The 25,437-nt window shown below is 61.0% G+C and carries 24 protein-coding genes; 16 read left to right on the top strand and 8 right to left on the bottom strand.

What is annotated here, in order from left to right; all coding sequences use genetic code 11:
• Positions 1–25: 25 nt before the first annotated feature.
• Both QOM08_RS18305 and QOM08_RS18310 read left to right on the top strand, forming a co-directional pair.
• Entirely contained in the window at positions 26–811 is a 786-nt protein-coding gene (locus QOM08_RS18305; protein ID WP_160891364.1) for a hypothetical protein, read from the top strand.
• 70 nt (positions 812–881) lie between these two features.
• Positions 882–1,469: a hypothetical protein gene (locus tag QOM08_RS18310; protein WP_316911952.1), complete on the top strand. Its 588-nt coding sequence runs from the start codon at positions 882–884 to the stop codon at positions 1,467–1,469.
• Positions 1,470–1,683: 214 nt separating this feature from the next.
• On the opposite strand, the gene QOM08_RS18315 is transcribed toward QOM08_RS18310, so the two are convergent.
• From QOM08_RS18315 to QOM08_RS18330, 4 genes are all read right to left on the bottom strand, one after another.
• A complete protein-coding gene (locus tag QOM08_RS18315) occupies positions 1,684–2,400 on the bottom strand; it encodes an alpha/beta hydrolase (RefSeq protein ID WP_107322292.1) in 717 nt (238 codons plus the stop codon).
• Between the two features lie 64 nt (positions 2,401–2,464).
• Positions 2,465–3,577, bottom strand: coding sequence for a M14 family metallopeptidase (locus QOM08_RS18320; RefSeq protein ID WP_047228449.1), 1,113 nt, complete (start codon positions 3,575–3,577; stop codon positions 2,465–2,467).
• Between the two features lie 104 nt (positions 3,578–3,681).
• On the bottom strand, positions 3,682–4,461 hold the full coding sequence (locus QOM08_RS18325; protein WP_107322290.1) for an ABC transporter substrate-binding protein: 780 nt from the start codon (positions 4,459–4,461) through the stop codon (positions 3,682–3,684).
• Positions 4,462–4,648: 187 nt separating this feature from the next.
• Positions 4,649–5,083, bottom strand: a complete 435-nt coding sequence (locus QOM08_RS18330; RefSeq protein WP_047228451.1) for a rhodanese-like domain-containing protein — start codon at positions 5,081–5,083, stop codon at positions 4,649–4,651.
• A 103-nt stretch (positions 5,084–5,186) separates the two neighbouring features.
• On the opposite strand from QOM08_RS18330, the gene ftrA reads away from it, so the two are divergent.
• Entirely contained in the window at positions 5,187–6,161 is a 975-nt protein-coding gene (ftrA, locus tag QOM08_RS18335; protein WP_076383987.1) for a transcriptional regulator FtrA, read from the top strand.
• Between the two features lie 48 nt (positions 6,162–6,209).
• Here the strand turns inward: ftrA and cobF are convergent, their stop codons facing one another.
• Together cobF and QOM08_RS18345 are read right to left on the bottom strand one after the other, a co-directional pair.
• A complete protein-coding gene (gene cobF, locus QOM08_RS18340; RefSeq protein WP_047228453.1) occupies positions 6,210–6,965 on the bottom strand; it encodes a precorrin-6A synthase (deacetylating) in 756 nt (251 codons plus the stop codon).
• Entirely contained in the window at positions 6,962–7,540 is a 579-nt protein-coding gene (locus tag QOM08_RS18345; RefSeq protein ID WP_047228454.1) for a histidine phosphatase family protein, read from the bottom strand. The genes cobF and QOM08_RS18345 overlap by 4 nt, the downstream gene beginning before the upstream one ends.
• A 299-nt stretch (positions 7,541–7,839) precedes the next feature.
• On the opposite strand from QOM08_RS18345, the gene QOM08_RS18350 reads away from it, so the two are divergent.
• The 8 genes from QOM08_RS18350 to QOM08_RS18385 all read left to right on the top strand — a co-directional run bounded on the left by QOM08_RS18350 (position 7,840) and on the right by QOM08_RS18385 (position 16,178).
• Positions 7,840–8,694, top strand: a complete 855-nt coding sequence (locus tag QOM08_RS18350; RefSeq protein WP_047228455.1) for a MurR/RpiR family transcriptional regulator — start codon at positions 7,840–7,842, stop codon at positions 8,692–8,694.
• 2 nt (positions 8,695–8,696) lie between these two features.
• Entirely contained in the window at positions 8,697–9,341 is a 645-nt protein-coding gene (locus tag QOM08_RS18355; RefSeq protein WP_076383986.1) for an isochorismatase family cysteine hydrolase, read from the top strand.
• Positions 9,338–10,690 (top strand): glutamine synthetase family protein, encoded by a 1,353-nt coding sequence (locus tag QOM08_RS18360; RefSeq protein WP_316911953.1) that lies wholly within the window; start codon positions 9,338–9,340, stop codon positions 10,688–10,690. The genes QOM08_RS18355 and QOM08_RS18360 overlap by 4 nt, the downstream gene beginning before the upstream one ends.
• Entirely contained in the window at positions 10,674–11,426 is a 753-nt protein-coding gene (locus QOM08_RS18365) for an N-formylglutamate amidohydrolase (RefSeq protein WP_047228458.1), read from the top strand. Before QOM08_RS18360 ends, QOM08_RS18365 begins: the two co-directional genes overlap by 17 nt.
• 74 nt (positions 11,427–11,500) lie before the next feature.
• Positions 11,501–12,850, top strand: a complete 1,350-nt coding sequence (locus QOM08_RS18370) for an APC family permease (protein ID WP_316911954.1) — start codon at positions 11,501–11,503, stop codon at positions 12,848–12,850.
• A 111-nt stretch (positions 12,851–12,961) separates the two neighbouring features.
• Positions 12,962–13,978, top strand: coding sequence for an arginine N-succinyltransferase (locus QOM08_RS18375; RefSeq protein WP_047228460.1), 1,017 nt, complete (start codon positions 12,962–12,964; stop codon positions 13,976–13,978).
• Between the two features lie 61 nt (positions 13,979–14,039).
• Entirely contained in the window at positions 14,040–15,074 is a 1,035-nt protein-coding gene (gene astA, locus QOM08_RS18380) for an arginine N-succinyltransferase (protein ID WP_316911955.1), read from the top strand.
• 234 nt (positions 15,075–15,308) lie between these two features.
• Positions 15,309–16,178, top strand: a complete 870-nt coding sequence (locus tag QOM08_RS18385) for an oxaloacetate decarboxylase (RefSeq protein WP_316911956.1) — start codon at positions 15,309–15,311, stop codon at positions 16,176–16,178.
• Between the two features lie 71 nt (positions 16,179–16,249).
• On the opposite strand, the gene QOM08_RS18390 is transcribed toward QOM08_RS18385, so the two are convergent.
• Entirely contained in the window at positions 16,250–17,479 is a 1,230-nt protein-coding gene (locus tag QOM08_RS18390; RefSeq protein WP_047228463.1) for an acyl-CoA dehydrogenase, read from the bottom strand.
• A gap of 178 nt (positions 17,480–17,657) precedes the next feature.
• Between QOM08_RS18390 and QOM08_RS18395 the strand changes: the two genes are divergently transcribed.
• From QOM08_RS18395 to QOM08_RS18405, 3 genes are all read left to right on the top strand, one after another.
• Positions 17,658–18,587, top strand: coding sequence for a LysR family transcriptional regulator (locus QOM08_RS18395; protein ID WP_047228464.1), 930 nt, complete (start codon positions 17,658–17,660; stop codon positions 18,585–18,587).
• A 192-nt stretch (positions 18,588–18,779) separates the two neighbouring features.
• A complete protein-coding gene (locus tag QOM08_RS18400) occupies positions 18,780–19,181 on the top strand; it encodes a MerR family transcriptional regulator (RefSeq protein ID WP_047228465.1) in 402 nt (133 codons plus the stop codon).
• Between the two features lie 47 nt (positions 19,182–19,228).
• A complete protein-coding gene (locus QOM08_RS18405) occupies positions 19,229–20,128 on the top strand; it encodes a hydroxymethylglutaryl-CoA lyase (RefSeq protein WP_316911957.1) in 900 nt (299 codons plus the stop codon).
• 628 nt (positions 20,129–20,756) lie between these two features.
• On the opposite strand, the gene QOM08_RS18410 is transcribed toward QOM08_RS18405, so the two are convergent.
• The gene (locus QOM08_RS18410) at positions 20,757–22,454 is read right to left on the bottom strand and encodes an AMP-binding protein (protein ID WP_076383982.1); all 1,698 of its coding nucleotides are present in this window, start codon (positions 22,452–22,454) and stop codon (positions 20,757–20,759) included.
• A 187-nt stretch (positions 22,455–22,641) separates the two neighbouring features.
• Here QOM08_RS18410 and QOM08_RS18415 point away from each other — a divergent pair, with 187 nt between their 5' ends.
• The gene (locus QOM08_RS18415) at positions 22,642–23,805 is read left to right on the top strand and encodes an isovaleryl-CoA dehydrogenase (RefSeq protein ID WP_316911958.1); all 1,164 of its coding nucleotides are present in this window, start codon (positions 22,642–22,644) and stop codon (positions 23,803–23,805) included.
• A 12-nt stretch (positions 23,806–23,817) separates the two neighbouring features.
• Complete coding sequence (locus QOM08_RS18420; protein ID WP_076383981.1) at positions 23,818–25,425, top strand: carboxyl transferase domain-containing protein; 1,608 nt, start codon at positions 23,818–23,820, stop codon at positions 25,423–25,425.
• Positions 25,426–25,437 lie beyond the last annotated feature (12 nt).

The raw sequence follows: 25,437 nt of genomic DNA on the forward strand, positions 1-25,437 counted from the left end.
CCCGTCGCCTGACAAGGATAACCCCGTGCTGCTCCTCAAATTATTGGTGATTCCCGCTTTCCTGCTGCTGATTTCCCTGGCGGGCCGGCGTTGGGGACCGAGCGTGGCCGGTTGGCTGTCGGGGTTGCCGGTGGTGGTGGGTCCGATTCTGTTGTTCCTGGCCCTGGAACAGGGCGAGGCGTTTGCCGCTCAGTCGGCGACAGCGGCGCTGTCGGCCATGTTTGCAATGATTGCATTCTGTGTGGTGTACGCCCGGGTCGCCCAGCATCGTGACTGGCCTTGGGCGCTGGGTATCGCGTTGGGCGTCTGGGCGCTGGTGGCGATGGTGCTGTCCTGGTTGCCGGCCTCGCTGCCGCTGTCGAGCGTGATCGCCATTGTGGCATTGCTGGCCGCGCCCTATCTGTTCCCGACAGTTCGACCGGTGATGAGCGGCCCGGCTCCCAAATCCGACAAGCTGCTGCTACGCATGGTCGCCGGCGCGCTGTTGACCCTGGCGGTGACGCTGCTGGCCAGCACCGTGGGTGAACGCTGGAGCGGGCTACTGGCGGTGTTCCCGGTGCTGGGCAGCGTCATGGCAGTGTTCTCCCAGCAAACCCGTGGCGCGGCCTTCACCGCCGCGTTGCTGCGGGCCACGGCCACTGGCATGTATTGCTTCACCGCGTTCTGCCTGAGCCTGGCCCTCACCCTGCCGCTGCTCGGCATGCCGGCCTTTGTCGTGAGTGTCGCGGTGTCGGTGGTCATGCTGCTGGTGACCCGCCGCCTGCTGGTGCGCGCCTCTGCCCCACGGGCCAATGATGTGGCGCACTCGTGACCGACGCTGGAGCCGGTTGGACGCCCATGGGATGATCGCGCTCAAGCACACCCCTTTGTGGAGCGTTTCAATGTCATTGGTAAGTAAACAAGTCGCCGCCCTGGTGCTGACGGCCATCGCCAGTCTGGTGGTGGTGCCTGCTTATGCCGCCCAGCCCAAAACCGGCGGCGCAGCACCGGTACAAAAGGTTTCCCTGCTGGGAAGCAAGTTCAACTTCACCCTGCCCAAGGGCTTCACTGCGACACCGCTTCCGGCCGGCGATGCCGCTCAGGGCACGGCGGGGGCGAAGGGGACGATGTACAGCAATGCCACCAGCAAAACCGTGGTGATCACGGCTGAAAACACCATCATCGATGGCTCGAATGTGAAAGACGACGACAGCACATTCCTCGATGCCACCATGGCCGACTTCGCCGTCCAGAAAATCAAGGCCCTGCCGGATGCCAAGATCCTGAGCGAGAAAAGCCTGACCCAAAAAGGTACCGGCCTGGGTCTGCGCCAGCTCGATACCAAGGCGACCCAAGGCGGTGGGCCGACCCTCGATACCACGTTGCTGGGCGCTTCCGGCACGCGCATGGCAGTGGTACAGATCATTTCCCGGGCCAGCGACAAGGCCGGGCATGAGGCGCTGGTGAAGCAGATCGTCGCTGGTCAGTGACTTGATGGACCGGGTGGTTTTCATCGCGAGCAGGCTCGCTCCCACAGAGATTCTGGGGCGACATGAATCTTGATATCCAATCTGCTATTCATCGCAAGCAATCTTTGCCCCCACAGGACTGGAAGCAACCCCGTTTCTGGGAGCGACTCGGGAAAAAGGTGGGAGCGAGCCTGCTCGCGATGACGGCGGCACACTCAACCCCTCTGTCACTGAATCAGGGATTAAGCCGCTCCAGCCAGGCGCGCAGATCCCGCACCTGCATGGCACTGACGCTGTGGCCAACGCCCGGATAGGCATGGAATTCGGGCTCCAGGGCCAGGGTCTTGAGGAAGCTGTCCGCCTCGGTGCCGTCATGGTATGGGATCACCGAGTCCGCCGTGCCATGACCGATAAATACCGCCAGCGTCCGGCGCGACTCGTCGGGTGTCAGTTCGGCCCGCAGTACCGACAGCACCCGCCCGCCCAGCGCGGCAATGCCACCGACGGCCTCGGGATGGCGCAGGGCGACCTCGTAACTCATCATCGCGCCCTGGCTGAAACCGACCAGGTATACGTTGCTCGCATCGGTCGGGTACTTGACCCGGGCCTTCTCGATGAAATCCAACAGCATCTGGCCGCTGGCCTTCAGGTCCGCGGTATCACCGTCGTAGGCGCCCTCGCCCTTCTTGGCAAACCATTGATACTGGCCCCGCTCCACGGTCTTGGGCGCTCGTACCGATAGGTAGTTGTAGTCACTGGGCAACTCATCCTTGAGGTCGAACAGGTCTTGCTCGCTGCCGCCGGAGCCATGCAGGAAGATCACCAGCGGCCGGTTTCTGGCCTGCTCATCGGCATGGGCCAGGTAATTGAGGGGCAAATCGGTGTGCAGCGCAGGCTGAGCCTGCAAACCGCAAGACACTACCAACAGCAACAGGGCGAGCGCTTTGAACATCAGTCTTCCTCCATCATTCGATAGCCGCACGGCAACGCGCGTGCGCTGAGATAGACAGCAGTTATCAGTCGTTGATCAATTTCCCCGCGCGAATCGGCGCTCGCCCGGCCACTTTCGCCTGCCAGATTCCAGGCTGGGTATAGCGCCCACGGTCCAGCGCAAACAACACGCCGCTGGTGCCGGCCCGAACAGTAGTAACCCGATCGTTCAACGGATCGACCACTTCGAACAACGGATCGCCCTGCTCCACCCACTCACCGGCCTCGCGCAGGAAGCTCACCACCCCATGATGCGGCGCGAACAGGTACTCAGTGCCTTCGAACGGAAAACCTTCACAACAGTGCGCTGGCGCGGGCGGCCAGTCACCACCGATGAAACCCTGCTCGGCCAGGAACCCGAGAATGGCTTCGCAATTGGCCTGGGCCTGATCCACCCGGGTGTCGCCCATGCTGCCCAGTTCCAGCGTGGTCGCCAGGTTGGCCGGCGGGATCGCGGCCTCGGGGAAGGTCTTGGCCAGGCGCAACCAGGGCGAGGAACAGGACTCGTCGAACGAACTGCCGCCAGAGTCTTCGCACAGCAACGCCACGCCCGCCTTCAACCGCGCGGCCAGGGAGCGCCACTGCGGCCAGTGTTGCGGCAAGGCGTAGAGGTGAATCGCCGCCTCGAAGTCGCAATGCAGGTCCAGGGTGACATCGGCGTCGCAGGCATGGCGCAGCAGCAGGCGATGCAGGGCCTCGAGTTGTGAGGGCGGCGCCGGCAAATCGTCCAGCACCTGAACCATGGTCTGGCGGATCAGCGTGATATTGGCGGCCGGGTCGTCGCCCAAGCGATCACCGATACGTTGGGCCACCGGCGCGCTGAGTTCCACGAAAGACCGATTGAAGTTCTTGCCGCTGCCCAGTTCGAAACGCCCCAGGTGCGCGCTCTGCACATGTTGGTCCAGGCCGATGGGGTTGGCCACGGGCACCAGTTCAATCACGCCGTTGAGCAAGCCTTGGGTCTCAAGCTCGTTGAGTCGTTGTTTCAGCTCCCATGCCGTGCGCATGCCGGGCAATTCATCGGCGTGCAGGCTGGCCTGGATATACGCCTTGCGTGGACCGTGGCCGTAACGAAACACACTGAGCCGGCGCTCGGTGCCCAGGTGGCTCCATGGCAGGGTATGGTCGATGCGTTGCATGAGGAACTCCCAATAACGGTATTTCGACGGGCGCCGGGGTAAAACACTCGCCCATGAAAAAGGTGGCCGACCGGGTCAACGGCGGGCCACCTTGGTTTCAGCGATTAATGCCCGTAGACATCAAAAGCGAAGTACTTGTCCTGCACTTTCTTGTACGTGCCGTTGGCGCGGATTTGCGTGATGGCGTCGTTGAATTTCTCGGCCAGGGCCTTATCCCCCTTGCGCACCGCAATGCCGGCGCCGCCACCGAAGTATTTGGCATCTTCATAGGTCGGGCCCACGAAGGCAAAACCTTTTCCGGCGTCCGTTTTCAGGAAGCCGTCGTCGAGGTTGACCGAGTCGGCGAGCATGGCGTCGAGACGACCGGCGACCATGTCTAGGTTGGCTTCTTGCTGGGAGCTGTAACGCACCAGATTGATACCGGCGGGCACCAGCACCTCGGTGGCGAAACGGTCGTGGGTACTGGCACGCAGCACACCGACTTTCTTGCCCTTGAGTTCGGTCAGCGGGTCCTTGACGTCGCTGCCTTCCTTCATCACGAAACGCGCCGGGGTGTGGTAGTACTTGATGGTGAAGTCGACGTTTTTCTTACGATCATCGGTGATGGTCATGGACGACAGGATCGCGTCGATTTTCTTCACTTTCAGCGCTGGGATCAGGCCGTCAAATTCCTGCTCGACCCAAGTGCACTTGACCTTCATCTGTTTGCACAGCGCGTCGCCGATATCAACATCGAAACCCGTCAGCTTGCCGTCGGGGGTTTTCATCGAGAACGGCGGGTAACCGGCTTCGATTCCGAGGCGGATCGGCTTGGCGTCCTCGGCCACGGCCGACAAGGACAACACGGACAGTGCCAAGGCACCAAACATTGCTAGCTTGTTCATTTTTGCTCCTGAGTGCGCAGGTTTTTTATTAGCGGGTTATCGGCAGATTCTTAGGCAGCGTTCGGTCATTAAAAACCGAAGTGGCCGGCAGTCTAGAGGGGCACTCAGGAGGCGAATTGTGTTGAGGCGACAAATATTTATAGAAACAACCAAGCCACAGGGTTTGCACCCTGCTGGCTGGAAAGGATCAGCAGTCGCAGCCGACAGCCTGGTCCGCCGCGCATTGCACTGCGCCAGTCAGCCGGAAGCCTTCGTCCAGCCAGCCCATGACACCGCCAATCATTTCCTTGACCGGATAACCCAAGGTCGCCAGACGCACTGCCGCTTTGTTCGCGCCATTGCAATGCGGGCCCGCGCAATAGACCACAAACAGCGCGGTCTTGGGATAAGCCGCCAGCGCCTGGGCGGTCAGCGAGCGGGTTGGCAGGTTGATCGCCCCGGGCACATGCCCGCGCTCGAAAGCCAGTGGCCCGCGCACGTCCACCAGGACGAAATCGACTTCTCCAGCCTGTTGGCTGGCGTGAACGTCGGAGCAATCAGTTTCGAACGTCAGACGCCGGCTGAAATGTTGCAGGGCTAGGTCGGACGGGGCAGCAGGCACTTGGCGAACCAGGCTGGTCATGAGTGTGTACTCCACAGACAAATGAGGGGGTGAGCAGACTTTATCCGGCCGATGCTTACCGCTACAGTGGCGCACAAGACACTCTGTGGGAATTTTCCGCCATATGCAGCCCAATCCCGGTCTGGTCGCCATCCTCGCCTACGACGGCCTGTGCACCTTCGAATTCGGCATCGCCATCGAGATATTCGGCCTTGCCCGACCTGAGTTCGATTTCCCTTGGTACAAACATCGGATCGTTGCCGTCGATGACGGCCCGATGCGGGCCATGGGCGGCTTCCAGATCCTGGCCGATGGCGGCATGGAATTATTGCAAACGGCGCAAACCATCGTGGTGCCCGGCTGGCACAGTCGCGACGAACCACCGCCGCCGGCGCTGCTTGAGGCATTGCGCTGCGCCCATGCCCGGGGCGCGCGCCTGCTGTCAATCTGCTCCGGAGCTTTCGTGCTGGCCGCCGCCGGCTTGCTCGATGGGCTGGGCGCTACCACTCACTGGCGCTACACCGATGAACTGGCCAAAAGTTTTCCCGCCATCCTGGTAGACCCGGATGTGCTGTACGTGGATTCGGGGCAAGTCATTACTTCGGCCGGCAGCGCCGCGGGCATTGATGCCTGCCTGCACCTGGTGGCGCGGGATTTCGGCACCCAGGTTGCCAACGCCGTGGCGCGGCGACTGGTGATGTCACCACAACGCACGGGCGGCCAGGCGCAGTTCATTCCTTCACCGGTCAGCCGCACGCCACGCAGCGATTTGTCCGGCGTCATGCACTGGGCCCGCGAACGCCTGCACGAACCGCTCGGTGTGCGCGAACTGGCCAGCCAGGCGGCCATGAGCGAGCGAACCTTCCTGCGGCACTTCACCCAGGCCTGCGGCCTGTCGCCCAAGGCCTGGCTGCAACATGAGCGCCTGGCCCGGGCTCGCGAGTTGCTGGAAAGCACCGAAGACAACACCGACAACATCGCCCAGCTGTGCGGCTACCGCTCGGTGGAAAGCTTTCGCGTGGCATTTCGCAGTGTGGTGGGGCTGGCGCCGTCGGTGTACCGGGAGCGGTTTGGACGTGGGGCGAAGGCGGTCAGTTGACGTGGAAACTGTCGAACATTGGGGTCTGACGTATCAAGGTTTGAGTTATCAAGGTTTGCGCAACAAATAAGTATCCATGATCCATCCGTTCGCCTGCCGTGCGGCCTTGCGGGTGCGTTCGATGCTTTCAGCCACCTCCTCCAGCCGACCGGCGATCAGGATCTGATCCGGTGTGCCCACATAGGCCCCCCAGTAGATGTGCGTATCCGGATCGGATACCTGGCGATACGCATCTTCAGCATCGAGCATCACCACCACGCTTGCCGAGTCACCGACCTGCCCTGCCGCCAGCCGGCGGCCCGTGGTGATCTCCAGCGAACCGCCAATGCTGTTCAATGGCACCTTATGTTGCGCCGCGAGGGCCTGGACGCTGGTGATGCCCGCAATCACCTCGAATTCGAAGGCGCAGCGACCCGCGTCGAGAATCGACTGCAAGATACGCACGGTGCTGTCGTACAACGACGGATCGCCCCAGACCAGGAAACCGCCGCACTGCCCGTCAGACAACTGCTCTTCGATCAACCGCTCGAAGGTAGCCTGCTTCGCCCGGTTCAGATCTTCGACACTGGCGGCGTAGTCCACGTCGCCGCGTTGTCGCTCGGGGCTGTAGGCTTCGACGAAACGGTAGGTACGATCAACGATGTAGCGTTGGCAGATTTCCCGCCGCAGATCCACTAACGCCTGCTTGGCAGGCCCCTTGTCCATGAGAAAGAACACATCCACCCGATTCAAGGCTTTCACTGCCTGGATCGTCAGGTAATCCGGATCGCCGGCACCAATACCGATGACTGACAGTTTTTTCATTCGAGTGACTCCTGGCCGGGACCCTCGGTGCGCAATCGCCACACACCGTTGAAACGCAACTCGACAGTCGACAGCGGTTCGATGTCGAGACGGTTGAAGGCAGCTGCCGGACAGCCCAATACGGTCACCACGGCCGCGCGGATCACGAACGGATGAGTGACGGCCAACACATGCCCTGGCCGGCCTTCCAGGCTGGCCAACCAGTCGCTGACACGATGGTACAAGCGGGTGACGGATTCGCCGCCATGGGGAGCCGCATCGGGATCGTCGAGCCAGGCTTGCAGGGGTTGCGGTTCGACCTTGAGCAACTGGTCGATGGACAAGCCACGCCAGCGACCCAGATCGCAATCGGCCAGGTCAGCGACCACCTGGGCGTCGTCGCCGAACAGGGCGGCAGTCTGCCGGGTGCGCAACTCCGGCCCGCAGAGCAACTGCCGGACATTTCGGTAGCCGTGGCCCGGCTCCGGGCGTTTGCCCAGCCAGTCGGCATCCAGCGGTTCATCCAGGCCAAAACGCGCCTGCTTCTGGGCGACGGTGCGGGCATGGCAGATCAGGGTCAGGCGAGTGGCTTGCACACACGGTACTCAGACAGTCGAACGGGTTTCATGGAGGTGATACTCCGGCTTTTTCTTGTACAGCACCTTATATGAAATCAAATAACTGAGACAAAAAGGCGTTATGTCTTACACCGACAGAGGCATCAACTGACATATCGGATCTATGCGATCAAGTCCCCGTCCTACAAGGCTTTCGCACTACTTTCGTGCATTTTAAACAGAACGTAAAAACCACTGGACATGTAGTACCCGCTACATAAATACTATTTTCAGGAGTTATGAAAGAAATCCAACACCCATCCAGGCAAGGAGCACGGATGCCGCCTCTTCGAGACCTGATTACCGATCCGGGCTTGGTTTTGACGCCGTCGGAACGCAAGGTCGTACGGGCCCTGCTCGATCATTACCCGCGCAACGGCCTCGGGCCGATGTCGCGCCTGGCCGATCATGCCGGGGTCAGCGACCCGACTATCGTGCGGCTGGTGAAAAAACTCGGATTTGGCGGTTATGCCGAATTCCAGGATGCGCTGCTCAGTGACATGGACCATCGCCTGCGCTCCCCTCGCACCCTGTTGCAACCGCGGGCCAAATTGCAGCAAGGCGACACCTGGAGCCAGTACCTGGCAACCAGCCAGCGCATCCTCACCGACACCCAGGCCCTGACTCAACCCGAAGACGTGCGTATTCTCGTGCAATGGCTGCTCGACAGCCGGCATCAGGTGCATTGTTTTGGCGGGCGCTTCAGCAGCTTCCTCGCCCAATACCTGCTCAACCACTTGCGCTTGCTGCGTGCGGGTTGTTTTGCCCTGGAAGACAACGCCCAGTTACCCGACCGGTTGTTCGACGTGCAGCGCCAGGATGTGGTGCTGATCTTCGATTATCGTCGCTACCAGGCCCAGGCCCAACGCGTGGCCAGCGCGGCCAAGGAGCGCCACGCGCGGGTCGTACTGTTCAGCGACGTCTACACCTCACCGCTACGGGAACTGGCCGACCTGATCATCAGCGCTCCGGTGGAATCGATCTCGGCCTTCGACAGCCTGGTGCCGGCGCTGGCCCAGGTCGAAGCGCTTATCGCCTGCCTGACCTTGCAATGCCCTGATCTGGCCGAGCGCCTGGAAGGTATCGACACCTTGCGCACGGCGTTCAACACGCACCTGCTGGAGGAAAAATAAGGATGTTCTCGCTCCCTCACCACTCCCCTCGGGATTTGCCATTCACCTGCGACCATACCGCCTTGCTGCTGGTGGACATGCAACGCGCCTGGCTGGAACCGCAATTCGATGCCCACCTGGCCACGCCCGAGGCCGACTATTTCATCCGCCGTGCCCGCCAACAGGTGATCCCCAATCAGCAGCGCCTGCTCGAAGCGGTGCGGGCGGCGCAGCAAAACGTGTTGCACACCCACATCCAGAGCCTGACTGCCGATGGTCGCGATCGCTCGCTGGACCACAAGCTGTCGGACATGCACTTGCCCAAAGACAGCCCGCAAGCCCAGATCATCGCCGAGCTGGCGCCGCGGGAAAACGAGATCGTGCTGCCCAAGACGTCTTCGGGGGTCTTCAACTCCACCAACATCGACTACGTGCTGCGCAATCTGCAGACCCGTCATCTGATCATCGCCGGCATCGTCACCGACCAGTGTGTCGACATGGCCGTGCGTGACGCCGCCGACCGCGGCTACCTGGTCACGCTGGTGGAAGATGCCTGCGCCACTTACAGCGAACAACGTCATCTGGCCTGCCTGAACGCGATCAAAGGTTATTGCTGGATCACCGATACCGACACCGTGCTCGGTCGGTTGCAGGAGATGCAGCCGTGAGCCGTCTCGATACCGCAACGCCGCTGACCCCGCTGCCCGTGTCCACGCTGGTCTGCACCGACCTGATCGGCGTGACCCGCGGCCGCTCGTTCCCCAGTGATGAACTGCCCCACTACGTCGACGCCGGTTGTGGCTGGGTGCCGGCCAACAGTGCGCTGACGCCCCAGGACATCATTGCATCGGCCAACCCTTGGGGGGCTTATGGCGACCTGCGACTGATCCCGGACCTGGCCAGCCGGGTCACTGTCGACAATGGCCCGGATGCCCAGGCACCTGCCCTGGATTTCATTCATTGCGATGTGCGGGAAACCGATGGTCGGCCCTGGGCCGCTTGCCCTCGCACCTTGCTGCATGACGAAGTGCAACGTTATCGCGCCGAGTTGGGCTTGCAGGTGTTCGCCGCGTTCGAGCATGAATTCAGCCTCGATACCCCTCAACCCCAACCGGATCGCCTGGCCTTCAGCCTCCAGGCCCAGCGCCAGCAGGCCGGGTTCGCCGGATGGTTGCTCAGCGCATTGCGGGCAGGCGGCGTGGAACCGGAAATGTTCCTGCCGGAATACGGCAAGCATCAGTATGAAATCACCTGCCGCCCGACCCTGGGCGTGGCCGCCGCCGACCGTGCGGTGAACGTGCGGGAAATCACCCGGGAGATCGCCCGGCAGATGGGCCTGGATGTGAGTTTCGCCCCCAAGACTTCGGAACATGCCGTGTGCAACGGCGTGCATTTGCACATGAGCCTGCAAGACCTGGACGGCGTCCCCGTGCTGCATGATGTTGGCGGCGCCAACGGGCTGTCGGACCTGGGCCAGCACTGGGCCGCGGGGGTGCTGCACTATCTGCCCGCCCTGTGCGCAATCACCGCGCCGACACCGGTGTCCTATGAACGCCTGCAACCCCATCACTGGAGCGCGTCCTACGCCTGCCTGGGGCAACGTAACCGCGAAGCGGCGCTGCGCATCTGCCCGACGGTGAGCGTGAGCGGCAAACCGGTGGCGACCCAGTACAACCTGGAATTTCGCGCCATGGATGCCACCGCTTCGCCGCACCTGGCGCTGGCGGCGCTGTTGATCGCCGGGCGACTGGGCATCGAGCAACGGCTGGCGCTCACGGCGGTCACCCATGAAATACCCGATGAATTGAACGAAGAACACCGTCGTGCCCGTGGCATTATCGCCCTGCCGACGACCCTGGCCCAGGCGCTGGATTGCCTGCGCCACAGCGGGGCGCTGTTCGAAGCCCTGCCCGGCCCGCTGGTCGAAACCTATTTCGCCTTGAAGGCCCAGGAGCTGGCCTTGACCCAGGCGCTGTCACCTGCCGAGCTGTGTGAGCACTATGCGCGAATCTATTGAATGTGCTGAATCGGGCCTTTATACCGGGCCGGCTTATCGCCTGATCCGGGAAGACGCCGAACACCCGTTGATCCTGGTGTGTGAACACGCCGACCGCTTTATCCCCGCCGCGTTGAACGACCTTGGCCTGGATGAGACGGCGGCCCAGGAGCACATTGCCTGGGATATAGGTGCCCTGGCGCTGGCCGAACAACTGTCCGAAACCCTTGGAGCGACCTTGCTCGCGGCCAACTATTCACGGCTGCTGATCGACCTGAACCGTCCCCTTCACGTCGCCGACAGCATCCCGCACCAGAGCGAGATCTACCAGATTCCGGGCAACCAGTCCCTGGATGAGGCCACCCGTGAATATCGCCAGCGGTGCCTGTTCCATCCCTTCCATGATCGACTGCGAGCGTTGATCGACCAGCGCCTGGCCGACAACCGGACGGTGCGGGTGGTGGGCATCCACAGTTTTACGCCGGTGTTCTACGGCCAACCGCGCGCCCTGGAAGCGGGCGTGCTGTTCGGCGAGGCCAAGGACTATGCCCAGCGCATCGTCGACGGGCTAAGCCGGCACTCGCTGCGGGTAGCCGGCAACCAGCCGTACAAGATCAACCCTTCGACCGATATGACGGTTCCGGTACATGGCGATGGACGCGGCCTGGATTCGGTGTTGATCGAAGTGCGCAACGACCTGCTACGCAGCCCAACAGCGGTGCAGGCCTGGAGCGCTTACCTGGCGCCATTGTTGTAGGAAAGCAGCGGCAAGGTTCGAGCGGCAAGCGACAAGCAAGAGCACACCCACACAGCTGAGAAGGAGAACGGCTTATGAGTATCGAGGCATTTGGCTATAAACAGGAATTGAAGCGCAGCCTGTCGCTGACGGACCTGGTGGTATACGGGATGATTTTCATGATCCCCATCGCACCGTTCGGCGTGTATGGCTACGTTAACGCCGAGGCGCCGGGGATGGTGCCGTTGGCGTATATCATCGGCATGGTGGCGATGCTCTTCACGGCCTTGAGCTACGGCAGCATGGCCAAAGCTTTTCCGGTGGCCGGCTCCGTCTATTCCTATGCGCAACGGGGCCTTAACCCACACGTGGGCTTCATCGCCGGTTGGCTGATGCTGCTGGACTACCTGCTGATCCCGCCCCTGCTCTATGTCTACGCCGCCATGGCGCTGAACCATCTGTACCCGGACGTTCCCAAGGTCGGTTTCATTCTGGCATTCCTGGTCAGCGCGACCTTCGTCAACCTGCGGGGCATCACCTTCACCGCACGGATGAATATCATTTTCCTGCTGGCGCAACTGATGGTGCTGGCCATTTTCCTGTTCTACGCCTGGAATGCCTTGCAGGGGGGCGCCGGTAACGGCCAACTGACCCTGGCGCCGCTGTACAGCCCGGAACGTTTTGATTTCGCGCTGTTGATGCAGGCCGTGTCTATCGCCGTGTTGTCGTTCCTGGGCTTCGATGCCATTTCCACCCTGGCCGAAGAAATCAAGAATGATCCGGGGCGCAGCGTGGGCAAGGCAGCGTTGATCACGCTGCTGGTGATGGGGGTGATTTTCGTCGTGCAAACCTGGATTGCCACCGACCTGGCGGCCGGCATGGGCTTCAAGTCCGCCGATACCGCGTTTTATGAAATCGCCGAATTGGCGGCCGGCAGTTGGCTGGCCACTTTGACCGCCGTCGCCACGGCGCTGGCCTGGGGCGTGGCCGTGGCGATCACCTCGCAAGCGGCGGTGTCGCGCCTGTTGTTCGGCATGGCCCGGGACGGCAAGCTCCCCAAGGTGCTGGCCAAGGTCCATCCGAAACACAACACCCCATACTTGAGCATCTATCTGGTAGCAGTGCTGTCGCTGTTGATCTGCTACCTGTTCATCGATGCCGTGGACACCCTGACTTCCCTGGTCAATTTCGGCGCCTTGAGCGGCTTCATGTTGTTGCATATCACCGTGCTCAACCATCACTGGCGCCGCCAGCGGTCCGGCCAAGTGATTCGCCACCTGATCTGCCCTTTGATCGGCTTCGCCATCGTCGCGGCCATCATGTACAACATGGGCGTGGATGCGCAGAAGCTCGGCTTGATATGGATTGCCGCAGGCCTGGTCTATCTGGCCGTGCTCAATAAGTTCGGCACCGATACTGCCCTGCCTGACCCTGCGGGACAGTGAGGATCGGCGGTCGAAGGGGTTCGACCAGCCGTCGTCACAATGCGTGGACATCGACAGTGATCGTCAAGCCCGGTGCATGTCACCGGGCTCTTTGGAAAAGGAGTGCAATCCATGCTGGCCTTACGTCCAGTTCAATTAAGCGACCTGCCGCAATTGCAGCAACTGGCCCGTGACAGTCTGGTGGGCGTCACATCGCTTCCCGACGATACCGAACGCCTGAGGGACAAAATCCTCGATTCATGTGCCTCGTTCGAGACCGACGTGCAGAGCCCTGGCGCAGAGAATTATTTCTTCGTCCTGGAGGACCTGGCATCCGGGCAATTGACCGGCTGTTCCGAGATTCTCGCCAGCACCGGCTGCAATGAGCCGTTCTACAGCCTGCGGCATCGCCCGTTTACCAGCGAGTCCCGGGAACTGAACATCCAGCACGGCGTACCCGCGCTGTCGCTTTGCCAGGACCTCAATGGCCAGACGCTGCTGCGCGGTTTTCATATCGACGCCGGACGGGTACGCACGCCGGAATCGGAGTTGCTGTCCCGGGCGCGGCTGATGTTCATCGCCGCCCATCCGCAACGTTTTGCCGAATCAGTGATCACCGAGATCGTTGGTTTCAGCAGCGATGACGGTCAGTCGCCGTTCTGGGATGCCGTCGGCCAGCATTTTTTCGACCTGCCCTACGCCGAAGCCGAACGCTTGTGCGGTCTGCAGAGCCGCACCTTTCTCGCCGAACTGATGCCGCAATACCCGATTTATGTACCCATGCTGTCCCAGGCGGCCCAAGCCTGTATCGGCCGGGTGCATCCCGACGGCCAGGAAGCCTTCGACATCCTGGAGCGCGAGGGTTTCGAAACCAACAGCTACGTGGATATCTTCGACGGCGGGCCGACACTGCATGCTCGTGTGGCGAACATCCGCTCGATCACCCAAAGCCGTATAGCCACGGCCCGACAATGCTCAGACATTGACCTCGGCGGCCGCTTCCTGCTGAGCAACGACGGCCTGGAGAATTACCGGGCCATCGTGGCCGAGCTTGACGTCAGTGCCGAGGGCACCGTGTCCCTGACACCGCAGATGCTGGCAGCACTGGGTATCACCGACGGCGAGCGGGCCCGGGTGGTTGCGTTATGAACCTGACGCGATTCCTCACCTGGCATCAGCGCCCCGATTGGCACGATGAAGGAGCTGCATCATGATTGTGCGCCCGGTCGCTCTGACGGATCTGCCCGCCTTGCTGGACCTGGCCCATTGCGCGGGCCCCGGGTTCACCAGCCTGCCGGCCAACGAAGAACGCCTGGCCCATCGCGTGCGCTGGGCCCAGCGCACCTTTGCCGGACAAGTCGAACGCGCCGATGCCGATTACCTGTTCGTGCTCGAGGACGATGACCGGCAAGTGGTCGGTATCAGCGCCCTGACCGGTGCGGTCGGGCTGCGTGAGCCCTGGTACAACTATCGAGTCGGGGTCACCGTCAGCTCCGCGCCTGAACTGGGCATCCAGCGACAGATACCCACGCTGTTCCTCAACAATGAGATGACCGGGCAATCGGAGATCTGCTCCTTGTTTCTGCATCCCGAACAGCGCCGCGGCCATAACGGACGCCTGCTGTCACTGGCGCGCTTGCTGTTCGTGGCCGAGTTTTCCCAGCTGTTCGGTGAAAAACTGATCGCCGAGTTGCGAGGGCACGCCGACGAGCACGGCTGCTCACCGTTCTGGGACAGCTTGGGCCGGCACTTCTTCCAGAAAGACTTCAGCTACGCCGACCAATTGTCCGGCATGGGCAACAAATCCTTCATCGCCGAGCTGATGCCGCGCCAACCGCTGTACACCTGCCTGCTCACCGAACAGGCCCAGGCGGCTATCGGCAGGGCCCACCCGAATACCGAGCCGGCCCTGAAAATCCTCGGCGCCGAGGGTTTCACCCATAAAGGCTACATCGACATTTTCGATGGTGGCCCGGTGATCGAAGCGCCAGTGGCGAAAATCCGGACCGTGCGCGACAGCCAGTCGCTGACCCTGGCCATCGGCACACCGGACGAAAAGGCACCGGTCTGGCTGATCCATAACCGACGGCTGGCGAGTTGCCGCGTTACCAGTGCCCGAGCCCACCAGCACGGTCACAGCCTGCTGGTGGACCGTCTCACGGCCAAACGTCTGCAAATGCAACCAGGTGACACGGTGCGCGCCGTGGCGTTGCTTCAACAGGGGCGGCAAGCGGCGGCGGCATAGGCTGGGTTCGAGCACAAATACCTTACCCACTGACACGCATTAACCTCCGCCCCCTTTGCCTGCACCTTGGTCAGCTCGATCATCGCTGACAGCCTGTCGGGATCCTCTGCAATCCGGCACACACATAGCCCATGCACATTCGTCATCATCTTTAAGCCTTGCGCGTGATAGCCTTTGGATCTTTCGGCGTTGACACTTTTGCTCAAGCCTTTCCATTCCAATGGTGGAACTCATATGCCCAGGCTTTCCCATCAAGACTTGCGTCGCAACTTTCGCCAACTGCTGGCGAGCGAAACCTGCTACCACACCGCCTCGATGTTTGATCCGATGTCAGCGCGCATCGCCGCCGACCTGGGTTTTGAAGTAGGGATACTGGGAGGTTCAGTCGCGTCGCTGCAAGTGTTGGGGGCGCCGGACTTTGCCCTGATCACACTCAGCGAATTCGCCGAGCAGGCCACGCGCATTGGCCGCGTAGCCCAACTGCCGGTAATTGCCGACGCCGATCACGGCTATGGCAACGCCCTGAACGTGATGCGCACCATCATCGAACTCGAACGCGCCGGTGTGGCGGCCCTGACCATCGAAGACACGCTGCTGCCGGCCCAGTTCGGGCGCAAATCCACCGACCTGATCGGCGTCGCCGAAGGTGTCGGCAAGATTCGCGCAGCGCTGGAAGCCCGGGTCGACCCGGAAATGGCGATCATTGCCCGCACCAACGCCGGGATCCTACCGGTCCAGGAAATCATCAGTCGGACCCAGCAATACGAACGTGCCGGCGCCGACGGGATTTGCATGGTGGGTGTGCAGGACTTCGACCACCTGGCGCAGATCAGCGAAAACCTGAGCGTGCCGTTGATGCTCGTCACCTATGGCAATCCGTTGCTGCGTGACGACAAACGCCTGGCGGAACTCGGCGTGCGCGTCACCATCGATGGTCACGGTGCCTACTTCGCCGCGATCAAGGCCACCTATGACAGCCTGCGCGAACAGCGGCAGATCTTCACCCAGGCGTCAGACCTGAGCGCCACCGAGCTGACCCACACTTACACCCAGCCCGAGGATTACATCCGTTGGGCCGAGGAATATATGAGCGTCAAGGAGTAAGCGAGCTCCCCCCCACAAGATGAGCCTGTGGAAGCAAGCTTTGCTCCCACAGGCTCGTGGTGGGCTACTTCCTAGCGGCCGCTGCGCAACATCTCCTTGGGCACGTACTTGCCGATTTCGAACTTGCCGATGGCGGCGCGGTGTACTTCATCCGGGCCGTCGGCCAGGCGCAAGGTGCGTTGCATGGCGTACATGTAGGCCAGCGGGAAATCGTTGGAAACCCCTGCCCCGCCGTGGATCTGGATGGCCCGGTCGATAACCTTCAAGGCCACGTTCGGCGCAACGACCTTGATCTGGGCGATCTCACTCTTGGCGACCTTATTACCGACGGTGTCCATCATGTACGCCGCTTTCAGGGTCAGCAGGCGCGCCATGTCGATTTCCATCCGTGAATCGGCGATCTTGTCGACGTTGCCGCCCAGGCGCGCCAACGGCTGGCCGAAGGCGGTGCGGCTGACGGCACGTTTGCACATCAACTCCAATGCACGCTCGGCCATGCCAATGGAACGCATGCAGTGGTGGATCCGACCCGGGCCGAGGCGACCCTGGGCAATTTCAAAACCGCGCCCTTCGCCCAGCAAGACGTTTTCGTACGGCACCCGCACATTGTCGAACAGCACTTCGGCGTGGCCGTGGGGCGCATCGTCGTAGCCGAATACCGGCAGCGGACGTACGATTTTTACCCCAGGCGTGTCCACCGGCACCAGAATCATCGAGTGCTGGGCATGACGCGGCGCGTCGGGGTTGCTCAGGCCCATGAAGATCAGAATCTTGCAGCGCGGATCACAGGCCCCGGAGGTCCACCACTTCTTGCCGTTGATCACCCACTCGTCGCCATCGCGCTCGGCGCGGGCGGCCATGTTGGTGGCGTCCGAAGAAGCAACGTCCGGCTCGGTCATGGCGAAGGCCGAACGGATCTCGCCGCGCAGCAGCGGTTCCAGCCAGCGTTGTTTCTGTTCTTCATTGGCGTAACGCACCAGCACTTCCATGTTGCCCGTGTCCGGCGCCGAGCAGTTGAACGGCTCCGGCCCCAGCAACGAACGGCCCATGATCTCTGCCAACGGCGCGTATTCGAGGTTGGTCAGGCCAGCGCCCAGCTCAGACTCGGGCAGGAACAGATTCCACAGCCCCTCGGCTTTGGCCTTGGCCTTGAGCTCTTCCATGATGGCGGTGGGCTGCCAGCGGTCGCCTTCGGCCACTTGTCGTTCGAACACTGCTTCAGCCGGGTATACGTAGGCGTCCATGAACGCGGTGACACGTTCACGCAGTTCCTGAACCTTGGGGGAATACGCAAAATCCATGAGAAGCACCTTCTTGGCAGAGGTTGTTTTTAGGTCATGAAATCGATGCTAGTTCAGCTACGAAAATTTACCTAACCTATTCTCGGCGTGTATTAACATTCATCACCGATATATGGTTCACTGATTTGCATCGCCACCCGGCACCTCACAACAAGCCCAAGAACAAGAGTGCAGCGCCATGAATCTGAGCAAGGTCGACCTCAACCTTTTTATCGTTTTTGACGCGATCTACACCGAAGCCAACCTGACCCGCGCCGGACAGATCGTCGGCATCACTCAGCCGGCGGTGTCCAATGCCCTGGCGCGTTTGCGTGAGACCTTCAATGACCCGCTGTTCGTGCGCACGGCCCAGGGCATGGTGCCCACGCCCATGGCCCAGAACATCATTGGCCCGGTGCGCAATGCCTTATCGTTGCTGCGGGTGTCGGTGCAGGAAAGCCGGATTTTCAATCCGCTGCAGGCGGTCAAGACCTACCGCATCAGCATGACCGACCTCACCGAAGGCGTGATCCTGCCGCTGTTGTTCCAGCGCCTGCGACGCCTGGCGCCGACCGTGGCCATCGAGAGCTTCCTGTCCAAGCGCCGTGAAACCACCAAGGAACTGGCCGCCGGTCGCCTCGACTTCGCCGTCGACGCGCCACTCAATACCGACCCGCAAGTGCGCCACGTCAAGCTGATGGAAGACCGGTACGTGTGCGCCATGCGCAAGGGGCACCCACTGGCGGGCAAGGAAAAAATCAGCCTCGATGATTACCTGGCCCAGACTCATGTGCATATTTCCAGCCGCCGTAACGGTCTGGGTTATGTCGACCTGGCCCTGGGCAAGATGGGCATCCAGCGCAAGATCGCCCTGCGCTCCCAGCATTACTTGATGGCGTCCCAGGTGTTGCAACAGACTGACATGGTCATGACCGTCCCCGAGCGCTTTGCCCGTCGTCACGATCTGCATGCCTTCGTGTTGCCGGTCAACGATGTGCCCCCCGTGGAAACCCATCTCTACTGGCATGAAAGCACCGACCAGGACCCGGCCAATCGCTGGATGCGCGAACAGATGATCGAGCTGTGCCAGCAGGTGACGGCGCATGAGAAGAAGCTCGACAAGGTTTAGGCGATCAAAATTGTGGGAGCGAGCCTGCTCGCGATGGCGCCGGGTCAGTCAACATTAATGCTGACAGGTATACCGCTATCGCGAGCAGGCTCGCTCCCACAAGGGGTGTGTCTGCATTGGGATCTGATTGCTTGACGTGAACGTCAACCTGCCATTAGCTTAGCGCCAGCCCCTTTCGTTTCGAGCGCTTCCATGAGCAGCCAGACCTACAGCATCTCCGACCTCGCCCGCGAACTGGATATCACCACCCGGGCCATCCGCTTCTATGAAGAGCAAGGCCTGCTGAGCCCGGAACGACGTGGCCAGGAACGCATTTATTCGCCTCGGGACAAGGTCAGCCTGAAGCTGATCCTGCGGGGCAAGCGCATCGGTTTTTCCCTGGCCGAGTGCCGTGAACTGATCGAACTCTACGACCCCACCAGCGGCAATCAGAAACAACTGCACAGCATGCTGGCGAAGATCACCGAACGTCGGGAACAGCTCGAACAGCAACTGCTGGACATCGAACAGATGAAGCTGGAACTCGACACCGCCGAAGAACGCTGCATCCAGGCCCTGGAGCAGACGATCAAAGGTCAGGAAACCGTGCAGTAATCATCGTCATCCTCTTGATACTGGCAGCCCACTACAGGTCAATCCCCATGTCCCTTCCCTCCTTTGTACGCCTGATTGAAGTTGGCCCTCGCGACGGCCTGCAGAATGAAGCACAACCCATCAGTGTCGCCGACAAGGTGCACCTGGTGGATGCCCTGAGCGCCGCCGGCCTGGGTTATATCGAAGTCGGCAGTTTTGTCTCGCCCAAGTGGGTGCCGCAAATGGCCGGCTCCGCCGAGGTGTTCGCGCAGATACAGCGCAAACCCGGCGTCACCTATGGCGCCCTGGCACCGAACCTGCGGGGTTTTGAAGACGCGCTGGCAGCCGGCGTGAAAGAGGTCGCCGTGTTCGCCGCCGCGTCCGAGGCGTTCTCCCAGCGCAACATCAACTGTTCCATCAAGGAAAGCCTTGAGCGCTTTGCGCCGATCATGGAAGCCGCCCGGCAGAGCGGTGTCAGCGTGCGCGGTTACGTCTCCTGCGTGCTGGGCTGCCCGTACGAAGGCGCGGTCAAGCCCGAACAAGTGGCGTGGGTCGCCCGCGAACTGTACGCAATGGGCTGCTACGAGGTGTCCTTGGGGGACACCATCGGCACCGGCACCGCTGGCGCCACACGCAAGATGTTCGAGGTGGTTTCGGCTGAAGTGCCCAGGGACAAGCTCGCCGGGCACTTCCACGATACCTACGGCCAAGCCATGGCCAACGTCTACGCCAGTCTGCTGGAAGGCATCGCCGTGTTCGACAGTTCTGTCGCAGGCCTGGGCGGTTGCCCGTATGCCAAGGGCGCCAGCGGTAACGTTGCCACCGAAGACGTGTTGTACCTCCTCAATGGCCTGGGCATTGAAACTGGCGTCGACCTGGACGCACTGATGGCTGCCGGCCGGCAGATCTGTGACGTACTGGGTCGCCCTACCGGTTCGCGGGTAGCCAAGGCGCGCGCCGCACAGTGAGGTGTTACCGCTCCCGGTGTAACAGCTACGAAACGAGTAACACGGAAACAATTTGTCAGGTCTGGACGGGCGGATATTTCCGACAAAAAACCCAAGCCATTGATTTATAAAGCATTCATAAAAGTTGGCACGCACCCTGCTATACCTTTGGCATAACAAAAATAAAAAATGCGATACACCCAATAAAAACAAGACGAAACGACTCTGACATAACAAAAACAACACGACAGAGGCGCAGCTAACAGATTTTTTTGGAGAAGATGGGCTTTTCAGGGTGCTTTCAGGAGCAACCCGCAACCGGGCAGAGAACAATAAAACTACCTTCAGGTAGCCCCCGAATCGGTTGGATCGCGAAGCGAAAAAGCAGGTCAGCGCTCAAAAAAATACGTTTGCTCTTGATCCCGGATGGGGATCACCAAAACAGCGGTAAAGGGTCACGGCTACTAAAAACAACAACAGGCCGCCCCTCAATAATAAAAAAAGAGCACGTAACGACAAAATTAAAGGGGAGCTTCGGCTCCCCTTTGTGCTGTCTGGGATTTGGGTTTTCCGCGGCGATGTGTCAGCCATATCACCTCGGTTGACACACCGCATTCGCGAGCAAGCCCGCTCCCACAGGGGATTTTTCTCAGCTTTCCTTTTCGCGCAGTTCTTCAATGCTGATTTCGCGCATGCGGAACTTCTGGATCTTGCCGGTCACGGTCATCGGGAACTCCTCGACGAACTTGAAATGACGTGGCGTCTTGAAGTGGGCAATGCGCTCTTTGCACCAGGCCTGCAACGCTTGCTCGGTGGCGCTGTGGCCGGGATGGAACTTGATCCAGGCGACGATTTCTTCACCGTAGCGCGAGCACGGAATGCCGATCACTTGCACATCAGCCACTGCGGGGTGGGTGAAGAAAAATTCTTCCAGCTCACGCGGGTAAATGTTCTCACCGCCTCGGATGATCATGTCCTTGTTGCGTCCGACGATGCAGACATAACCCTGTTCGTTCATGGTCGCCAGGTCGCCGGTGTGCATCCAGCCGTCCTGATCGATGGCGTCAGCAGTGCCGCTGGGGTTGTCCCAGTAGCCGAGCATCACGCTGTAGCCACGGGTACACAACTCGCCGATGGTGCCACGGGCAACGATATTGCCGGCCTCGTCGACGATCTTGCTCTCCAACTGCGGCTGGGTACGGCCAACGGTGGTCACGCGCAATTCCAGTTCGTCTGAAGGACCGGTCTGCAACGACACAGGACTGGTTTCCGTCATGCCGTAGGCAATCTGCACTTCGGCCATGTGCATCTCGTTGATGACCCGGCGCATCACCTCAATAGGGCAAGTGGCCCCGGCCATGATTCCGGTGCGCAGGCTGGACAAATCAAAATCGCCTCGTTGCGGCTGGTCCAGCATGGCGATGAACATGGTGGGCACACCATACAGCGCCGTGGCTTTTTCTTCGGCCACGGTACGCAGGGTCAGCAACGGATCGAAGGCGTCGTTGGGGTAGATCATGGTGCTGCCGTGGGTCATGCAGCCCAGATTGCCCATGACCATGCCGAAACAATGGTAGAGCGGTACCGGGATCACCAGCCGGTCGCTCGCCGTCAGACCCAGGCTTTCGCCGACCATGTAACCATTGTTGAGGATGTTGTGATGGCTGAGGGTCGCGCCCTTGGGGAACCCGGTGGTGCCGGAGGTGTACTGGATATTCACCGGGTCATCATGATGCAGGCTGGCCTGGCGCTCGACCAGTTGCTCAGGCAAAACCGCAGCGCCAAGGGCTGCCAGTTGTGACCAGGGTAAAAAGCCTGACGGTGGTTGGGCGTCCAGACTGATCACGCCTCGTAGCAGCGGCAGACGCTCGCTGTGCAACTGGCCTATCGATTGCTCCGCCAGTTCAGGCGCGAGCGCTTGCACCATGGCGTGATAATCCGAGGTTTTGAACGCTGCGGCGCAGACCAGCCATTGGCAACCTGACTGCTTGAGCACGTATTCGAGTTCGGAACTGCGATACGCCGGGTTGATGTTGACCAGAATGACACCGATCTTCGCACTGGCGAACTGGCTGATGCACCACTGAGCACAGTTGGGGGCCCACACGCCAAGACGGTCGCCGGCTTTCAAGCCCAGCGCCAACAGGGCTCGGGCATGCAAGTCGACGGCTTCGGCCAGTTGCCGCCAGGTATAACGCAGCGATTGATGGCGAACCACCAACGCCTCGCCATCGGGATACCGGGCCACAGTCTGATCAAAGGCCTCGCCGATGGTGTGCGCCAGCAGAGTCTTGTCCTGGGAGCCGCGGGTGTAGCTGAGCTGCGATTGCGAACCGGGTTGATCCATGATGACCCCTCTTGTCTTTATTAGTGGGTATATCGGTGAACCTGCTGACTCAAGCGCACATACTTTGGCGTAAGTTGACGTTAACGTAAAGGGTGATTGACAGCCATTCGTCACAGGCTTACGTTAACGTAAAGGTGAGAGCCAATCCCCCCTCTCCACACCCGACAAAAAAGCCAAAAGGTGTCCCATGAGCTACCCATCCCTGAACTTTGCCCTCGGCGAAACCATCGACATGCTCCGTGATCAGGTGCAGGCCTTCGTCAAAGCCGAGCTAGCGCCACGGGCCGCCCAGATAGACATCGACAACCTGTTCCCTGCCGACATGTGGCGCAAATTCGGCGACATGGGCCTGCTGGGCATCACCGTCCCGGAAGAATATGGCGGCGCTGGCCTGGGTTATCTGGCCCACGTGGTGACAATGGAAGAAATCAGCCGCGGCTCGGCCTCGGTCGCCCTCTCCTACGGCGCCCACTCCAACCTCTGCGTCAACCAGATCAACCGCAACGGCAATCACCAACAGAAAACCAAGTACCTGCCCAAGCTGATCAGCGGCGAACACATCGGCGCACTGGCCATGAGCGAACCCAACGCCGGCTCTGACGTGGTGTCGATGAAGTTGCGGGCCGACAAGCGCGGCGACCACTACGTGCTCAACGGCAGCAAGACCTGGATCACCAACGGTCCCGACGCCAACACCTACGTGATCTACGCCAAGACTGACCTGGAAAAAGGCCCCCACGGTATTACTGCTTTCATCGTCGAGCGCGACTGGAAAGGCTTCAGTCGCAGCAACAAATTCGACAAGCTCGGCATGCGCGGCTCCAACACCTGCGAGTTGTTTTTCGATGACGTCGAAGTCCCGGAAGAAAACATCCTCGGGGTGCTCAACGGCGGCGTGAAAGTGTTGATGAGCGGCCTCGATTACGAGCGTGTCGTGCTGTCGGGCGGCCCTACCGGAATCATGCAGGCCTGCATGGACCTGATCGTGCCGTACATCCACGACCGCAAGCAGTTCGGCCAGAGCATCGGCGAATTCCAGTTGATCCAGGGCAAAGTCGCGGACATGTACACCCAGCTCAACGCCAGCCGAGCCTATCTCTATGCCGTGGCCCAAGCCTGCGAGCGCGGCGAAACCACCCGCAAGGACGCCGCCGGGGTCATCCTCTACAGCGCCGAACGCGCCACGCAGATGGCCCTCGACGCAATCCAGATTCTGGGGGGTAACGGCTACATCAATGAATTCCCCGCCGGTCGCCTGCTGCGTGACGCCAAGCTGTACGAAATCGGTGCTGGTACCAGTGAGATTCGTCGGATGTTGATCGGTCGTGAACTGTTCAACGAAACCCGCTAAACGGAGCTGTCCATGGCCACGCTGCATACCCAGCTCAATCCGCGCTCAGCGGAATTTATTGCCAACCGCGAGGCGATGCTCAAACAGGTCGACGCTTTGCACACCCTGCTCGCTCAGGTTCAACAAGGTGGCGGCCCCAAGGCGCAGGAGCGCCACACCTCGCGGGGCAAACTGCTGCCCCGTGAGCGCATCAATCGCTTGCTCGATCCGGGTTCGCCGTTTCTCGAGATCAGCCAATTGGCAGCTTACGAGGTGTATGGCGAAGACGTGCCGGCCGCTGGCGTGATTGCCGGGATCGGCCGGGTGGAAGGCGTCGAGTGCATGATTGTCGCCAACGATGCCACCGTAAAAGGTGGTTCGTATTACCCGCTGACCGTGAAAAAGCACCTGCGCGCCCAGACCATCGCTCAACAGAACCGTTTGCCGTGCATATACCTGGTGGACTCCGGCGGCGCCAACCTGCCGCGCCAGGACGAAGTGTTTCCCGACCGTGAGCACTTCGGGCGGATCTTCTTCAATCAGGCGAACATGAGCGCCATGGGCATTCCACAAATTGCCGTGGTCATGGGCTCCTGCACCGCCGGTGGCGCCTATGTGCCGGCGATGGCCGACGAAGCGATCATGGTTCGTCAGCAAGCCACGATCTTCCTGGCCGGCCCACCGCTGGTGAAAGCGGCCACCGGAGAGGTGGTCAGTGCTGAAGACCTGGGCGGTGCCGATGTGCACTGCAAGATCTCCGGCGTCGCCGACCACTACGCCGACAGCGATGAACACGCCCTGGCCATTGCCCGCCGCAGCATTGCCAACCTCAACTGGCACAAGCTCGGCGAAGTGCAGCAACGTGCCCCCATCGCCCCGCTGTATTCGAGCGACGAGCTGTACGGCGTGGTTTCAGCGGACGCCAAGCAGCCGTTTGACGTGCGTGAAGTGATTGCGCGGCTGGTGGACGGTTCGGTGTTCGATGAGTTCAAGGCGCTGTTCGGGACGACGCTGGTCTGCGGTTTTGCTCACTTGCACGGCTACCCGATCGCGATTCTCGCCAACAATGGCATCCTCTTCGCCGAAGCCGCGCAAAAAGGCGCGCACTTTATCGAGCTGGCCTGTCAACGCGGTATCCCGCTGCTGTTCCTGCAAAACATCACGGGGTTCATGGTCGGGCAGAAATACGAAGCCGGCGGCATCGCCAAGCACGGCGCGAAGCTGGTGACGGCGGTGGCCTGCGCCAAGGTGCCGAAATTCACGGTCATCATCGGCGGTAGCTTTGGTGCCGGCAACTATGGCATGTGCGGCCGCGCCTACGACCCACGGTTCCTGTGGATGTGGCCGAATGCGCGGATTGGCGTGATGGGTGCCGAACAGGCCGCCGGCGTACTGGTGCAGGTCAAGCGCGAACAGGCCGAACGTAGCGGCCATCCGTTCAGCGCCGCCCAGGAAGCTGAAATCAAACAACCGATTCTCGATCAGTACGAAGAGCAGGGCCACCCCTACTATTCCAGCGCGAGGCTGTGGGACGACGGGGTCATCGACCCCGCCCAGACCCGCGATGTACTGGGCCTGGCCTTGTCCGCGTCATTGAACGCGCCCATCGAACCGAGCCGCTTCGGCGTGTTCCGGATGTAAACGGGGAATGCA

Origin of the sequence: Pseudomonas sp. P105 (genome assembly GCF_032614175.1) — a bacterium.
Taxonomy (GTDB): domain Bacteria; phylum Pseudomonadota; class Gammaproteobacteria; order Pseudomonadales; family Pseudomonadaceae; genus Aquipseudomonas; species Aquipseudomonas rhizophila.